This window comes from Paenalcaligenes suwonensis, assembly GCF_011290505.1.
In the GTDB taxonomy this organism is placed as follows: Bacteria; Pseudomonadota; Gammaproteobacteria; order Burkholderiales; family Burkholderiaceae_B; genus Paenalcaligenes; species Paenalcaligenes suwonensis.
The window spans coordinates 284,109-299,018 of the sequence record NZ_JAANPV010000003.1 but is presented as its reverse complement, the minus strand read 5'-3'; the positions used below and the strand labels follow the sequence as shown (position 1 = coordinate 299,018).

Genomic DNA, 14,910 nt, shown 5'->3' with positions numbered 1-14,910 from the left:
TAAGATGAAAGAATCTGGCAGGGTAGGTACTTTTAATACATACACACCATAAAGAGATTGGTGAGTCAGGTACTTTATAATTCTTATTACTGAGCATGAACATTCTTGCCGGATTTGTGGCAACAGCAACAGATCCGGTTCGTTTTTATCAGCGTTATCGCTAACAGCAAGCAGGACTGTCAAAACATGAGTGCTATCGTAGATATTATCGGCCGTGAAATTCTGGATTCACGTGGCAACCCAACCGTTGAATGTGACGTATTACTGGAATCTGGTGCTATGGGGCGTGCCTCCGTACCTTCAGGCGCCTCTACTGGTGCGCGTGAAGCTCTGGAGTTGCGTGATGGCGATGCCAGCCGTTACTTGGGCAAAGGCGTATTGCGCGCTGTAGAGAACCTGAACACAGAGATCTCTGAAGCCCTAATTGGTTTGGATGCACAAGAACAAACGTTTATTGATCGTACCTTGATCGACTTGGATGGCACTGAAGATAAAAGCCGTTTGGGTGCTAACGCGATGTTGGCAGCCAGTATGGCTGTTGCGCGTGCCGCAGCGGATGATTCAGGTTTGTCTTTGTACCGTTACTTCGGTGGTAGCGGCCCAATGCAAATGCCTGTGCCAATGATGAACGTGATCAACGGCGGTGCACACGCTAACAACACCTTGGATATGCAAGAATTCATGATTCTGCCTATAGGTGCTCGTAGTTTCCGTGAAGCATTGCGCATGGGTGCAGAAGTATTCCACGCGTTGAAAAAAATCATCGACAAACAAGGCATGTCCACTGCAGTGGGTGATGAAGGTGGTTTCGCGCCTAACGTGGCTAACCACGAAGCCGCTATCCAAATGATTCTGCAAGCAATCAACGAAGCTGGCTACGAAGCTGGTTCGCAAATTGCTTTGGGTCTGGACTGCGCAAGCTCCGAGTTCTTCCGCGATGGTAAATACCACTTGGAAGGTGAAGGTGGTGTGTCGTTGACAGCGCAGGAATTCGTTAACTTGCTGGAAAGCTGGTGCGATAAATACCCCATCATCTCTATTGAAGATGGTATGGCTGAAGACGATTGGGAAGGCTGGAAAATCCTGACTAACCAATTGGGTAAAAAAGTTCAGTTGGTAGGCGACGACTTGTTCGTAACGAACACCAAGATTCTGAAAGAAGGTATTGAGCTGGGTGTAGCGAACTCCATCCTGATCAAAATCAACCAAATCGGTACACTGACAGAAACTTTCGCCGCAATTGAAATGGCTAAACGTCACGGGTACACAGCGGTAATTTCCCACCGTTCTGGTGAAACCGAAGACTCCACCATTGCTGATATTGCTGTGGCAACTAACGCTATGCAAATCAAAACAGGCTCTTTGTCCCGTTCTGATCGTATGGCTAAGTACAACCAGTTGCTGCGTATCGAAGAAGAACTGGCAGATGTAGCGTCTTATCCAGGCCGTAGCGCATTCTATAACTTGCGTTAAGTGCTACAGGGGGATGTACACTTACATCCCCCTTATAGGAATTACCCATGCGCCTGCTTCTGCTTATTCTGATTGTGCTAAATCTGGTGACGCAATATGCGTTGTGGTTTGGCAAGAGTGGTTGGGAGCGGGTGCATGACATGCAAGCCCGATTAGAAGAACAACAAGAAATCAATGCGGCATTGCAAGCGCGTAATAATGCGCTGTTGGCAGAGGTACAAGACCTTAAAAGCGGTACTCAAGCTATTGAAGAGCGGGCTAGGTCCGAGCTGGGCCTGTTGCACAACAATGAAGTGTATGTGCAAATTTTGCCACCTGAAAATACGCCTTAATAGCAGCAGGTAGCTCCCTCACACGCTGTTTCCTCAGACAAAAAATCATTAGTTCCCTCGTTATCTGGAGCGGTGGGCGTGTGCTCGTCTGTGGGCGGTGGTGTAGGGGGAAGTGGTGTTATCGCATTATTTCCATCGGAAGGCGTGTTGCTTGCAGCCATAAAACTTCTAGATGCTGCTGATTGCCACGCCAATGCGGTGCTGTTCGAGCCTGCTACGCGCTGTATGGCGCTGTGTGGGCTAAGAGGCCACTGTATGGGATGGCTTTGCATAGGTAGGCTGAAGTGCAGGCGTATAGGCAGTAACCCCTGTGATTTGCCCTGCTGCAGATAAGGGTCGATGTCAGAAGGCCATAACAGACGCAATACTGCTCGGCTAAGCGCTAAGGAAGGCTCGTACCAGTAGATCAGCTGGGTGTGTAAGGTGTTGGCGGTAAAGATGCTCTGCTGTGGCGAGGAACTGCTGTGGTGTAGGTGTTGTGCTAACTGATGGTGCACGTTGATCTGCTTATAGCCCTGTGAACTACGTTGGCTAAGCATTTTATCTTCATGTTGTGTGAAGTCTTGATCGCTGGGTGATAACTGCCAGATACGCCACGGATCAAAACCATAGCGCGAGGCGAAACGTTGGTAGTAGCGTTGTTGATGTGCAGCGGAAGGCCACCAAGCGGCGGCCGCGCGATCAAAGTGCTGTTGCATGGTTGTGGGTTCAAGGTGTTGGGTAACACCGTTACGGCCACTTTCTTGCAGGGCTAATAGCAGCACTTGGCGCAGCATCCACGCACGGGTGGCGTCGTAGCACAGAACTAATAGCGCACAAAATACAGAAGCGATAAGTAGAAACTCAATACTGCTTGAGCCTGCTTGTTTTGCGTGTGGTGGGGAAGAATGGAAAGGCATAGCAGGAATACTGAACAATAGACGCTGGTGGTCTATGTAGTATTCCTGCTGGCCTGATTAGATGGTGCTTAAGTGGCTGCTAGTGGCCGTGGTGAATAGTGCTTAGAGAAAGAAGCGATCACACACAACGTATAGCCACCATGCGCCAGCCAAAAAAAGGCTTAGCAATACGGCTGCGCTGCCTAAATCTTTGGCACGCCCCAGTAAGGGGTGGTGCTCTAAGCTAATACTATCGGCAAGCGCTTCGATGGCGCTGTTGATGAGCTCAACAACCAGCACAATAATGATGCAGGTGCAAAGCAGAAATATTTCTGTTGAGTTGCGGCCCAGAAAAAAGGCGGTAGGCAACAAAATAATGGCTAAAAACAGTTCTTGCCTAAAAGCGGCCTCATATTGAACTGCAGCACGCAAGCCTTGTATGGAGTACATAAAGGCTTTAAAAACGCGCTGTAAGCCGCCGCTGCTTTTATAAGGTGAGTTCATGTTTGTGGTTAGTGCAGGGTTTTATCGCCTGTCTGTAGGTTGTCTGGATTATCAATGAAAAGGCTAGCGCAATCAACGGGGTCAAACTGATAAGGTTTGCCACAGAAATTGCAGGCAACTTCAACTACGGCGCTTTCACGCAGAATATCTTCTACTTCGGCTTTGCCCAGCATATGCAGCATGCTGGCCACTTTTTCTCTAGAGCAAGGGCAGTGCCATTGAATAGGGTTGCCTTCTAGCTCTAGCAGTTCTTCTTCCCAGAAGAGGCGGTGTATCAGCGTTTGTGGGTGTAAATCGCGTAGCTCTTCTGGCTGTATGGTAGCCGCTAAATGTAGGGCTCGTTCCCAGCTTTGTTCTACGTTAGCCTCGGCAGGGGTGCCACCTTGTCCGGGGAGCTTCTGTAGTAACAAGCCTACCAAACGGTGATCGTTGGCATGTAGCCAGATGCGTGTATCCAATTGCTCGGAGTGCAGCATGTAATCTTCCAGCGCTTGAGCAATGCTTTCACCAGTCAGAGGCACAATGCCTTGGTAAGGTTGCATATGGGGATTGTGTGTGGAAGGGTCCAGCACCACGATAAAACGTCCCTGACCATTCTGATTGATCAGTTCTTGCATGGAGGCTTCTTCTGAAATCTCGGCACCTTCACGCAACGAAGCAGTAGCGCGAATTTTCAGATCAGCCGTGCACTCAACTACTAACAAGGCAACAGGGCCGTCGCCTTGTACTTGCAATACCAGTGAACCATCAAATTTCAGGTTGCTGGCTAACAAAATAGCGGCTGCGGTTAGCTCACCCAATAATGTGCGCACGCATAGGGGGAGTGTTTGGTGTTGCAAACCTGTTTGCCAGGCATCTTCTACATAGACAGTTTGTACTCTGGTGCTACGGTCGGCAAATAGGTGTTTTTTTAACTCGTCGTTCATGAAAGTGCTCAGAATGGGATAATGCGGGCGAATTGAGTAACGGCTAGGCTTTGGCTGGCTGTTTGGTGATTCGGGCTTGCAAGTCTACCAAACGGGTGCCTGCTAAGCGGTCGTGCATAAACAAACCATCTTTGTCGAACCAGCTCCACACAAAAATACTAAAGGGGGCGGCAACAATAAGCAGGTCTGTGGAGGCATAGCCAGTTAAGCTGGATAAATACTCAATAAATAATGCGCAGGCAAGTGGAATGGGCCACATCAGTAGGTAACGCAGTAGCAACTGCATATAACCGGGTTTGGTTCCGTGTGTGGTTTCTAGCCGGATATACCATGTTTTCATTGGCAAGGTCTGGCCAGCACGACGCCATGCCATCATAAAATACAGGCCAATGGCAAGAAAGAGGATGAATTGTCGACTGTGTCGCAGATACAGAGCGTGATAGCTCTTGGTTGCATAGTCAAAAATTAAGCCAACCAGAAAGATGATACCGAAAAGCAAAATGCTTTCGTACATCATGGAGGCAAATAGGCGGCGACGGCTAGGAACAGGAAGCGAAACGGGTACTGCTGTGGAGGCCATTACACGGTGTAACCTAATAAGCGTAAAAACACTATTATCCCGCAAATATGGCACTAAAGGGAGTGTGGTGACAATAGCAAATTTACTGTCACCCTAACATCCACGTTCTATTACTTGAAGAAGAAACGGAACAGGTTTTTCAGTGCCAACAATGGACGAAAACGCATTTGCTCTGCCATTGCTTCGTTTAGCAGTTGGCGTTCCAGTTCATCGGACATAGCGGCTTGAGCGTTGTAATGAGTCATGATGATACTCACAGTTGGTTAAGGGTTAACCCTATTATAGGGTTAACCCTTAAAAATGCTCAAGGCTTATGCGCTGGGTTGTTGTGCAAGCGCTATGCTTTGTTACCGATAACCGGCAGCTACCATCTCAAACGAGAACAGCCTGCACTCTAGTGAGCCGTTAAACAGCGGAGTGCGACGTTTAGGTTTTAGGCGCATTTGGTTGGGTAGTGTCAGGTCGCTGGTGATCAGGTTGATGTTCCAGCCCGCATAGTGTTGTTTCAACCATGCTGACCAATCACGCCAAAATGCTTCTTGGTTGCCCTCTAATCGCTCACCGTAAGGTGGGTTGCTGATTAACCAACCTTCTTCGGCGATAGGCATAGCTTCCAGTGCATTACCTACCTCGAACCGGATGGTGTCGGGGGTAAGGTGTGCACGCTCCAAGTTGCGTTTAGCCGCATCAATAACCGTTGGGTCTAGATCGTAACCCACTAGAGGAGCTTCCAGCTTGGGAGCAATACGTGATCTAGCGTCTTCTTTGAGGTCGCGCCACATACGGCTATCGTGCACACGTAAGCGTTCAAAGTGGAAAGGACGCCAGATTCCGGGAGGCGCACCCAGTGCAATCCATGCGGCTTCAATCAAAATGGTACCGCTACCGCAGAAAGGGTCCATCAATGGGGCAGATGGGTCCCAATCAGATAGGGCTAGTAGACCTGCGGCTAAGTTTTCACGCAAAGGTGCTTCACCTTTGTTGTGACGCCAGCCGCGTTTAAATAGCGATTCACCGCTGGTGTCTAAGTACAAGGTGGCGCTGGTCGCGTCTAAGAACAAATGTACTTTGGCATCTGGGCGCACAGTATCAATACTAGGGCGCGCGCCTTCACGTTCGCGTAAGCGATCGCAGATGGCATCTTTGGTGCGTAGGTTGCAGAACTGCAAGCTTTGCACTGGGCTGCGGATGGCTGATGTGTCTACGCGCAGGGTGTCGTCAGGGCCAAACCATTGTTCCCACGCTACCGAATGTGCAAGTTCGTAGATGTCATCTTCTGTTTGTACAGGAGCTTTAGCGACTTGCAGCAAAATGCGTGTGGCAATGCGCGAGTACAGATTAGCTTTTAATATCCCTTGCCAGTCTGTTTTGAAGTGGCAACCGCCTTTACCTAGTTTTGCATCGCTATATCCCAGTGCCTGTAACTCAGCCTCTAGCACCTCTTCCAAGCCTTGTGGGCAGGGGGCAAACACTGAAAAGGGCTGCGTAGTAGAAAAGTAGGTTTCGGTGCGACGTTTAGGGCCATTATTTGCGCGAGTTGGAGCGCTGTCTCTGGGGGTGAAGCGCGAGGCAGGGCGATCCGTGCGCTCCGTGCGTTCCCGTTGTGGTGCGGCAGAAGGGCGACGATTAGCGTAATCGCCACGGCCTTTATCGCCTTGTGGGCTAGCACTTGCACGATTTGCTGGGCGTTTGGCTGCGCCAGAACGAGGGGCTTGGCGTGCTGGTTCTTCTTGTGCCGTAGCGTCGGCTGCTTGTTGACGTTGTCGGTTCAGCGCTACTTTGGCGCGGGCACCACTACGTAGGCGGGGCGCTGCCGCTGGGTCTGCGTCGCTGACAACAGTTTTCTTCAGTGACAGCGTTTTTTTAGGTTTGTCTTGGTCTGACATGTAGGGAGATCAAAAAGGTTTTAGCACAACGAGTATCAGCACCAGCAAGAGCAGTAGCACAGGAATTTCGTTGAACCAGCGGTAGTACACGTGCGAATGACGGTTGGTACCCGCTAGAAAATGTTGCAACAGCCGCCCACACCAAAGATGGTAGAGCACAAGTAAGGCAACTAATAAAATCTTGGCATGTATCCAGCCACGGCCAGTGCCTATACCGTAATACAGAAAGAGCACTAGGCCTGTGGCGATGGTGAGTACAGCCAACGGAAACATAAAGCGGTAAAGGCGTTTTGCCATACCCAGCAAAACTGCCGTTGCCGCCGGTTCTTGTGATTGTGCCAGATTCACGTAAATACGAGGCAGATAAAACAGCCCCGCAAACCAGGACATCACAAAAAGGATATGAAAAATTTTGGTCCAGAGCATGAGCATGAGTGTATTAGCCGCGAAGCTGGCCATCTCCGATGAGTACCCATTTTTGCGTAGTGAGACCTTCCAGACCTACCGGGCCACGAGCATGCAATCGGTTGGTGGAGATACCAATCTCTGCACCTAAGCCGTATTCAAAGCCATCAGCAAAACAGGTGGGTAGGTTGATGTATACGGAGCTGGAGTCTACTTCGCGTTGGAAGCGACGGGCAGCGTGCAGGTCTTCCGTCACGATGGACTCAGTATGTTCGGAGCTGTAACGGTTAATGTGTTCCATGGCTTCGTCTAGCGAGTCCACAATACGCACCGCCAAAATAGGCGCTAAGAACTCGGTTTCCCAGTCAGACTCGGTGGCGGGAATAGCTTGGCTAACTAAGGCCTGAGTGCGCTCACAGCCGCGTAGTTCTACGCCTTTTTCAATTAGGGCTTTGGCTATGTTGGGCAGTAAAGCAGGGGCTACATCGCTGTGCACCAGCAAGGTTTCTGTAGTGCCACAGATGCCGTAACGGTATGTTTTGGCATTGATCACTATAGGCAAGGCTTTAGCGGGATCAGCGGCTTTGTCTAAGTACAGGTGGCAGTTGCCATCCAAGTGCTTGATGAGCGGTACTTTGGCTTCTTCGTTTAAGCGTTGAATGAGGCCTTTACCACCACGAGGTACGATGACATCAATGTAGTCAGTGAGGCGTACCATGATGCCCACTGCGGCACGGTCAGTGGTGTCTACCACTTGTACGGCGTTAGCGGGCAAACCTGCGGCATCCAAACCTTGGCGAATGATCTGACCTAGGGCTTGGTTGGAGTGAAAAGCTTCGCTGCCGCCGCGCAAAATGGTGGCGTTACCAGACTTTAAGCATAGTGCGGCGGCGTCAATAGTGACGTTAGGGCGCGACTCGTAAATGATACCAATCACACCTAGTGGTACACGCATTTGTGCTACCTGCATACCATTGGGGCGCGTGGAGCTTGGGCCCACTGTGCCAACGGGGTCTGGCATGTCTGCAATTTGACGCAGGCCTGTCGCCATAATTTCTAGGGCACGATCAGAAAGCTTTAAGCGTTCTAACATCGCCGGCTCTAAACCACGCTCTGCGGCCGCTTTGATGTCCAAGGCATTAGCAGCTTGTAGTGCTGCTTTTTGTGCTTGGATGGCATCGGCCATGCTGCGTAAAGCAAGGCTTTTGGCATTACCGGAGGCGCTGCGCATAATGCGAGCGGCAAGGCGGGCTTTTTGTCCCAATAAGTTCATGTGCTCTTGCAGAGCAGAAGAGGTAGAAGTTTGGGTAGACATAAGTGTGTATCGCTAAAGATTAGGCGGGTGCCTACTCGTTACTATATCGTAGTATGGCAGGGTGTGTTAGGGGCGTGTGGCGCGCTGTCCCGCAAGGGCAATGCGCAGTGTGAGCCTAGCCATTTCTTCCCATGCATCGTCCAATAAATCGGCGGGTGCAAGCCCTTTAATTAGCCTGTCTATTTCGTGCGCGTGCTTGAGTGCCTGCGGCCACGCGCGCGCAGGCGTGCGTTGTAAGGTTTGGCGCAGCAGTTGTTCACGAGGGCCAAATACACGGTTTTGGCGTAATGCTGCCGAGAGATCGCCGCCGTTGGATTGCAGTAGGGCCAGGCGTGCCAATAAGCGTATTTCATCGCCTACTGCCCACAGCACCAAAGGTAGTGCCTCTCCCTCGCCTTGTAGGCCACGCAAAATGGTCAGAGCGCGTTGTGCTTGGCCTGCCAGCATGGCATCACGTAAATCAAAAATGTTGTAGCGTGCGACGTTAAGCACAGCAGTTTGTACATTTTCAATGCTAAGGGCACCTTCGGGGTAGAGTAGCCCCAATTTGGCAATTTCTTGGAAGGCGGCCAATAAGTTGCCTTCCACTTTTTCAGCTAGCCACTCTAAGGCCTCGGGTTCAGCGTGTTGTTGCTGGCGTTTGAGGCGCTGTTGTATCCAGTTGGGTAGGGCGCGACGTTCGATGAGTGGTACATCCACCCACACAGCTTGAGTGGCCAGTGCTTGTGCCCATTTGCTGCTGCGGGTGGCTTTATCTAAACGGGGAAGTTGAAATACCAACAAAGAGTCGGGTAGTTGCTGGTTCGCCAGTTGAGCACAGAGTTCTTGTATAGCCTCACCGCCTGCTTTGCCGGGCTTGCCGGTAGGGATGCTCACTTCGATGAGCTGTTTATCACCAAACAGAGAAACGGTTTGTGTGGTGGCAAATACGGGAGCCCAATCGCTGCGGCCATCCATGTCAAAACGATGGCGTTCTAGGTGGCCTTGCTCACGGGCGCGGGCCCTAATGGTGTCAGCGCTTTCTACCTGAAGCAGTATTTCGTCGCCGCAGAGTACAAAACATTGCGCTAAGGATGTTGCTGGAGCCTGCAGCAGTCGCTGCAGGCCATCAGCATCTAGCGTCTGCCCCATACTAGAACACCTCTGTGGTTGGGATATTGTTTAGCAGCAGCTCTTCAGGAGGTAACTGTGGCTGATTACTGTCTAGCAGTAACTCTGGCGCCAAAGGTAGCTCATCAGGATTGCGGAAACGTTCTGCCACATCAGGTGCGGTCAGTCGGCGCACCAATCTATCAATGAGAGATTGTTCCATGCTGGCAAACAGGGTGGCAATTTCACCTTGTTTAGCTTGCACAGCATCGGGGTTGTACGGCATGTCGCGTACCGTTTGCAGGATGGTAGGCGGGATAATTAAGTGCCCGCTGGCATCGCTTAACTGATACTGCAGTCTAACGGTAAGCTCGTATTCTTCAACCTGACCTTTAGGGTCTAGAGCCAGTTCGCGCGTTAAGCGTTGATTACTTAATTGAATTAACTGCGCTTGCGCTTGGGCTGGATCGGACACAAATTGCAGGCCGGGCGTGTTGGCTTGTAGTACGCGTCTAAGTTGCGAACCAAAAGCCGAGTTTTCAGGGATGTTGGTGTACATCACTTGAAAAGGCAGTGGTGTAGCGCCTTTTAGCTTAAAGCCGCAGGCGCTAAGTAGCATGACCGCCATTAAGCAAACCCCCACCCAGAGGACGCGTTGTCTGGCAGAAAAGAACGACATGGAGTGAAGGTTTGCCATGAGGGTTATCCTACAACGTTGACCATACGGCCAGGTACCACAATGATACGCTTGGCTTCACGGCCCTCTAGGAACTTAGCAACAGCAGGGTGGGCAGCTGCAAGCTGCTCAATATCTGTTTTGCTAGCACCATTTGCGACGGTGATGCTGCCACGTAGTTTGCCATTAACCTGCAGCGGTAGTTCAACTTCGTCTGCGATGAGTGCTTTTTCGTCGACTTCAGGCCATGCAGTGTCGAGCAAGTCGCCGTGTTTGGCGGCGTAGCCCAGCTCGTTCCACAGTAGCCAGCAAATGTGAGGCACTACGGGGTACAGCACGCGCAGCAAGATAGAGGTGGTTTCGGCCAAGGCACTGTGGTCAGCCGCTGTGTTTTCTAGCGTAGCATCTTCCAGTGTGTTCAGCATTTTCATGCAGCCAGACACAACGGTGTTGTACTGAATGCGCTGGTAATCGTATTCGATTTGCTTCAGTAAACCATGCACTTCTAAGCGCAGTTTTTTGGCTGCAGAGCTTAAGTTAGCAGTGTCTACAGGTTGTTGCAGGCCAGTACGCAAATTAGCGTTGTGCTTGTGCACAAATGACCATAAACGGCGTAAGAAGCGGTTTGCACCGTCCACGCCAGAATCCGCCCATTCCAGCGTTTGCTCTGGGGGGCTTGCAAACATCACGAACAAACGTGCGGTGTCTGCACCCATGGTGTCAATCAGGGACTGAGGGTCTACACCGTTGTTTTTGGATTTGGACATGGTGCCAATGCCACCGTAGTCCACAGCCGAGCCGTCGGACTTCAGTTTGGCGCCAATTACTGCGCCTTTGGCATCATGAACGTCTTCTACATCTTCAGGCCAGAAGTACTCAATACCGCCTTTTTCGGTGCGGCGTGAGTAAATGTGGTTCAACACCATGCCTTGGCATAGTAGTTTGGTGAAGGGCTCATCGAAGTTGATCATGCCCAGATCGCGCATGACTTTGGTCCAGAAGCGTGCGTACAGCAAGTGCAATACAGCGTGCTCAATACCACCGATGTACTGGTCCATTGGCATCCAGTAATCGTTGCGAGTATCTACCATTGCATCGGGGTTTTTGGCCGATGCATAGCGCATGAAGTACCACGAGGAATCCACGAAGGTATCCATGGTGTCGGTTTCACGACGTGCTGGTTTGCCACATGATGGGCAAGCGCATTTCAGGAAGGCTTCGTCTTTATTCAGTGGGTTACCACTACCATCTGGGATCAGGTGCTCAGGCAGAATGACTGGCAGATCTTTTTCTGGAACCGGTACAGGGCCGCAGGATTCGCAGTGGATGATAGGGATGGGGGTGCCCCAGTAACGCTGACGAGAAATACCCCAGTCACGCAAGCGGTAGGTGGTTTGCTTCTCGCCCAAGCCTTTGGCGCTCAGGTCGGCAGCAATAGCGTCTACAGCGGCTTTGTGTGCAAGGCCATCGTATTTGCCGGAATCAATGGTTTGGCCTTGTTGCTTGTCGCCATACCAGTCATCCCATTGTGTGGTGCTGTAGGTTTTACCTTCAACACCAATCACTTGCTTGATAGGCAGATCGTATTTCAGCGCGAAAGCAAAGTCGCGTTCGTCGTGTGCGGGTACACCCATCACAGCGCCGTCGCCGTAGCTCATCAGCACATAGTTACCTACCCAGACGGCAACTTGTTCGCCGGTCAGAGGGTGAGTCACGAACAAGCCGGTAGGCATACCTTCTTTTTCACGGTTGGCAATATCCACTTCGGATGTGCCGCCCAGTTTGCATTGCTCAATGAATGCAGCTAATTTTGGGTTGTTGCGTGCGGCGTGTGTGGCTAAGGGGTGTTCTGCCGCAACGGCGCAGAAGGTAACGCCCATGATGGTGTCGGCACGCGTCGTAAAGACGTACATGCGACCATCTTGAATGAGTTTGCCGTCTTCGCCTTGGATGTCGTGGGTAAAGGCAAAACGTACACCTTCACTTTTACCAATCCAGTTTTCTTGCATCAGACGTACACGCTCGGGCCAGCCGGGCAGTTTGTGCTGTACGTGATCCAGCAACTCTTCAGCGTAATCGGTGATGCGCAAGTAGTAGCCGGGGATCTCACGTTTTTCAACGGGGGCGCCTGAGCGCCAGCCGCGACCGTCAATCACTTGCTCGTTAGCCAATACAGTCTGGTCGACTGGGTCCCAGTTAACGACTTGAGTTTTACGGTAGGCAATGCCTTTGTCCAGCATTTTCAGGAACAGCCATTGGTTCCATTTGTAGTAGTCAGGGTCGCAAGCGCACATTTCGCGCGACCAGTCTATGGCCAACCCCATGGACTGCATCTGCTTCTTCATGTAAGCGATGTTGTCGTATGTCCATTTTGCGGGTGGGACTTTGGATTTAATGGCTGCGTTTTCCGCAGGCATACCAAAAGCATCCCAACCCATGGGCATTAGCACGTTATAGCCACGCATACGTAGCTGGCGAGCCATTACGTCGTTGATGGTGTAATTACGCACGTGACCCATGTGTAGCTTACCGCTAGGGTAAGGTAGCATGGAGCAAGCGTAAAACTTGGGTTTTAGCGATCCATCAGCATTCGTGGCATGTTCACTGACACGGTATGCATCGCGTGCTTGCCAGTTCTCCTGGGCGCGATGCTCGACTTCGGTGTGACTATAACGTTCCTGCATGTATATGACCAAAAAAATGGTGGGCAAACCTCCATTATATGCTGCATTGTCAAGGTGGACAGAGGGTGTGGGTAGATATGTGTGCTTTTGTTGTGCTAACACCCGAAACTAGGGCTTAGTGGGCTGGTTGGCGACGAGGGAATCCGCACAACAGGCAGCATAACGCACCGCACATAACGATGGTGTAGCCCAGCGCCTGATACCAGCCGGTTAGTAACAGGCCGCCACCAATGAGCAGGTAATACATCAGCCCAAATACGGCGCCTGCGCTTCCTAGTTGACCCGTGTAAGCGGTAAGGGCTTGGCCTAATACGTTAGGGATGGCCATGCCAAAGGCAATGACAACCACGGTCATGGGCGCTAGTAACCACAAAGAATGCTCCAGCACCAGAACACCAGCTCCGCCAGCAGTCACTAAGATGGCGGCCAAGCTTTGTAGTTGATTGCTGGTGTAATGACGCTGTAGTAGACGGCGGTTTAGCCAAGCGCCTAGTGCAGAGCCAGCCGCTAACGCGGCACCACTATAGCCATACAGCGCGGCATCTAAGCCGGCGCGTTGAAAGAGAAATGGGCCGATGGCGTAGTAGCTCAGTAAGGCAATATTAAATGCAGCAACCAGTACGGCTGAGCGCCAGATTCCTCGGTCTACCAGCATGGTTTTTAACGTGCTGTAGAACGAGGTTTTAGCTTGTTGGGCTGGGCGGCTTTCGGTAAGCGATAGGCCGCTCCAGCCAAATAGCACCACAGCTAGGATCAATAGGCTAAGCATGACGCCGCTGTAACCGAACCAGCGTGTTAAGCCTGCGCCTGTAAACAAGCCGATGGCGGGGCTCAGGGCTAATGCCATCCCCACTAACGAAAATACCTTGGCCAGTTCAGGGCCTTGATAGTGATCGCGTAATACAGTTTGGGTCACCACTGAACCGGCTGCTGCGCCTATGGCGGCAATGGCTTGAGTGATAAGTAGTTGTGTAAACGACCCCACTAGCAGCGCGGCGGCAGTGGCGGCTGCGTAGAATAACAGGGCGGCCAGCATGGCAGGGCGACGCCCGAATCTGTCGCAGCAATATCCCCATAGCATTACCCCAACAGCAAATGCGAGGAAGTACACCGTCATGGCCTGTGAGGCTGCTTCTGGAGGAACGTTAAAGGCTTGACTGAAGTCGGTGAGGGCGGGGCTGTATAGCGTTTGTGCGAGTTGTGGAAACATCAACAGCACAATCAACAGTGCAAGAGGTGCTTTGTGAGTAGTCATCGTTTTATATATAGCTAAAGAGTGATGACGGTCATTGTGAGGGGTTTTATTTTGTCTTATTATCGTTGAAATGACAATTTATCAATGAAATACGACAAATGGCCTGGTTGCAAGCGGATGACCTCTTTGATGCTGACGCACATGATGCGCCGGTGGTGGGTATTGCGGCGAGTTTGGGGCAGCATGATTCGGGCTTGCATCAGCATGGCAGGGGGCAGTTGCTCTATGCTCGTAAGGGGTGCATACGCATTACATTGGCCAATCAAGTGTGTTTGTTACCGCCTTCGCGTGCGGCATGGATTCCCCCGGCTATCGCGCATAGGGCGGTAATGAAGGAGGTGGTGGACTATAGGTCGCTGTATTTTTCGGCCGAATTAAGTTTGCAAGTTGATGCGGCGGTCTGTGTGGTGGAGGTTAGTCCGTTACTGGAGGCCGTGCTGGAGCCTATGGCGCAAGCGGATTTTGATGTGGATTGGTCGCAGGGGCGTTATAGGTATTTGTTAGGTTTGTGTCTAGACGAAATGCAGAACGCATCGCGCCAGCCTACGTTACTGCCGCTGCCGCAAGATAGACGTTTGCATAGTTTGATTGCGCAGCCTGAACGATTGCCGCCAGAGTTGCGAGAGCTGGAACAGGAGGTGGGGGCGAGTGCCAGAACTATTGGCCGAATTTTTAGGCTAGAAACGGGAATGAGCTATCAGCAGTGGCGACAGCAATGGCGGTTGATGCGTGCGATTGAGTTGTTAGCGATAGGGAAAAATTACAGCTATACCGCGACCATGTTGGGCTTTCAAAGCGAAAGTGCTTTTGTGGCTTTCTTTAAGGGGATGGTGGGGCGTACCCCTAGAGAGTTTTTAAAGGTGGGAGTGGGTACGGTATAGACGCAAAAAAGCCCTGTAAAACAGGG

15 protein-coding genes are annotated in these 14,910 nt (G+C 51.3%); 3 read left to right on the top strand and 12 right to left on the bottom strand.

The features are described 5' to 3' along the window. Window positions 1-186: 186 nt before the first annotated feature. Together eno and ftsB are read left to right on the top strand one after the other, a co-directional pair. Complete coding sequence (gene eno / locus GY634_RS06645; protein WP_166407755.1) at window positions 187-1,473, top strand: phosphopyruvate hydratase; 1,287 nt, start codon at window positions 187-189, stop codon at window positions 1,471-1,473. A gap of 47 nt (window positions 1,474-1,520) precedes the next feature. Beyond that, a complete protein-coding gene (ftsB, locus tag GY634_RS06640; protein WP_166407754.1) occupies window positions 1,521-1,805 on the top strand; it encodes a cell division protein FtsB in 285 nt (94 codons plus the stop codon). On the opposite strand, the gene GY634_RS06635 is transcribed toward ftsB, so the two are convergent. The 12 genes from GY634_RS06635 to GY634_RS06585 all read right to left on the bottom strand — a co-directional run bounded on the left by GY634_RS06635 (window position 1,802) and on the right by GY634_RS06585 (window position 14,003). Next, on the bottom strand, window positions 1,802-2,704 hold the full coding sequence (locus GY634_RS06635) for a TadE family protein (protein WP_166407753.1): 903 nt from the start codon (window positions 2,702-2,704) through the stop codon (window positions 1,802-1,804). The two genes, ftsB and GY634_RS06635, sit on opposite strands and share 4 nt — an antisense overlap. Before the next feature lie 102 nt (window positions 2,705-2,806). After that, a complete protein-coding gene (locus tag GY634_RS06630) occupies window positions 2,807-3,187 on the bottom strand; it encodes a diacylglycerol kinase (RefSeq protein WP_166407752.1) in 381 nt (126 codons plus the stop codon). Window positions 3,188-3,195: 8 nt separating this feature from the next. Next, window positions 3,196-4,113, bottom strand: a complete 918-nt coding sequence (gene hslO, locus GY634_RS06625; RefSeq protein ID WP_166407751.1) for an Hsp33 family molecular chaperone HslO — start codon at window positions 4,111-4,113, stop codon at window positions 3,196-3,198. Between the two features lie 43 nt (window positions 4,114-4,156). Then, entirely contained in the window at window positions 4,157-4,693 is a 537-nt protein-coding gene (locus GY634_RS06620) for an RDD family protein (RefSeq protein WP_166407750.1), read from the bottom strand. 110 nt (window positions 4,694-4,803) lie between these two features. Next, the gene (locus GY634_RS17325; RefSeq protein WP_278249020.1) at window positions 4,804-4,938 is read right to left on the bottom strand and encodes a hypothetical protein; all 135 of its coding nucleotides are present in this window, start codon (window positions 4,936-4,938) and stop codon (window positions 4,804-4,806) included. A 102-nt stretch (window positions 4,939-5,040) separates the two neighbouring features. Further along, the gene (locus GY634_RS06615; protein ID WP_166407749.1) at window positions 5,041-6,579 is read right to left on the bottom strand and encodes a THUMP domain-containing class I SAM-dependent RNA methyltransferase; all 1,539 of its coding nucleotides are present in this window, start codon (window positions 6,577-6,579) and stop codon (window positions 5,041-5,043) included. A gap of 9 nt (window positions 6,580-6,588) precedes the next feature. Further along, a complete protein-coding gene (locus GY634_RS06610) occupies window positions 6,589-7,005 on the bottom strand; it encodes a CopD family protein (RefSeq protein WP_166407748.1) in 417 nt (138 codons plus the stop codon). Between the two features lie 13 nt (window positions 7,006-7,018). Further along, window positions 7,019-8,299: a glutamate-5-semialdehyde dehydrogenase gene (locus GY634_RS06605; RefSeq protein WP_166407747.1), complete on the bottom strand. Its 1,281-nt coding sequence runs from the start codon at window positions 8,297-8,299 to the stop codon at window positions 7,019-7,021. A 66-nt stretch (window positions 8,300-8,365) separates the two neighbouring features. Continuing rightward, window positions 8,366-9,430 (bottom strand): DNA polymerase III subunit delta, encoded by a 1,065-nt coding sequence (holA, locus tag GY634_RS06600; RefSeq protein ID WP_166407746.1) that lies wholly within the window; start codon window positions 9,428-9,430, stop codon window positions 8,366-8,368. A gap of 1 nt (window position 9,431) precedes the next feature. Beyond that, window positions 9,432-10,085 (bottom strand): LPS-assembly lipoprotein LptE, encoded by a 654-nt coding sequence (locus GY634_RS06595; protein ID WP_166407745.1) that lies wholly within the window; start codon window positions 10,083-10,085, stop codon window positions 9,432-9,434. Window positions 10,086-10,090: 5 nt separating this feature from the next. Further along, the gene (gene leuS / locus GY634_RS06590) at window positions 10,091-12,748 is read right to left on the bottom strand and encodes a leucine--tRNA ligase (protein ID WP_166407744.1); all 2,658 of its coding nucleotides are present in this window, start codon (window positions 12,746-12,748) and stop codon (window positions 10,091-10,093) included. A 115-nt stretch (window positions 12,749-12,863) separates the two neighbouring features. Next, entirely contained in the window at window positions 12,864-14,003 is a 1,140-nt protein-coding gene (locus tag GY634_RS06585) for an MFS transporter (protein ID WP_166407743.1), read from the bottom strand. Window positions 14,004-14,101: 98 nt separating this feature from the next. Between GY634_RS06585 and GY634_RS06580 the strand changes: the two genes are divergently transcribed. Beyond that, complete coding sequence (locus GY634_RS06580) at window positions 14,102-14,884, top strand: AraC family transcriptional regulator (RefSeq protein WP_166407742.1); 783 nt, start codon at window positions 14,102-14,104, stop codon at window positions 14,882-14,884. Window positions 14,885-14,910 lie beyond the last annotated feature (26 nt).

Coding starts and splice junctions, on each gene's coding strand:
- GY634_RS06620 (WP_166407750.1), bottom strand. CDS start 4,693: ATGGCCTCCACAGCAGTACCCGTTTCGCTTCCTGTTCCTAGCCGTCGC.
- GY634_RS06615 (WP_166407749.1), bottom strand. CDS start 6,579: ATGTCAGACCAAGACAAACCTAAAAAAACGCTGTCACTGAAGAAAACT.
- eno (WP_166407755.1), top strand. CDS start 187: ATGAGTGCTATCGTAGATATTATCGGCCGTGAAATTCTGGATTCACGT.
- holA (WP_166407746.1), bottom strand. CDS start 9,430: ATGGGGCAGACGCTAGATGCTGATGGCCTGCAGCGACTGCTGCAGGCT.
- GY634_RS06585 (WP_166407743.1), bottom strand. CDS start 14,003: ATGACTACTCACAAAGCACCTCTTGCACTGTTGATTGTGCTGTTGATG.
- GY634_RS06595 (WP_166407745.1), bottom strand. CDS start 10,085: ATGGCAAACCTTCACTCCATGTCGTTCTTTTCTGCCAGACAACGCGTC.
- leuS (WP_166407744.1), bottom strand. CDS start 12,748: ATGCAGGAACGTTATAGTCACACCGAAGTCGAGCATCGCGCCCAGGAG.
- GY634_RS06630 (WP_166407752.1), bottom strand. CDS start 3,187: ATGAACTCACCTTATAAAAGCAGCGGCGGCTTACAGCGCGTTTTTAAA.
- ftsB (WP_166407754.1), top strand. CDS start 1,521: ATGCGCCTGCTTCTGCTTATTCTGATTGTGCTAAATCTGGTGACGCAA.
- GY634_RS06635 (WP_166407753.1), bottom strand. CDS start 2,704: ATGCCTTTCCATTCTTCCCCACCACACGCAAAACAAGCAGGCTCAAGC.
- GY634_RS06610 (WP_166407748.1), bottom strand. CDS start 7,005: ATGCTCTGGACCAAAATTTTTCATATCCTTTTTGTGATGTCCTGGTTT.
- GY634_RS06605 (WP_166407747.1), bottom strand. CDS start 8,299: ATGTCTACCCAAACTTCTACCTCTTCTGCTCTGCAAGAGCACATGAAC.
- GY634_RS06580 (WP_166407742.1), top strand. CDS start 14,102: ATGGCCTGGTTGCAAGCGGATGACCTCTTTGATGCTGACGCACATGAT.
- GY634_RS17325 (WP_278249020.1), bottom strand. CDS start 4,938: ATGACTCATTACAACGCTCAAGCCGCTATGTCCGATGAACTGGAACGC.
- hslO (WP_166407751.1), bottom strand. CDS start 4,113: ATGAACGACGAGTTAAAAAAACACCTATTTGCCGACCGTAGCACCAGA.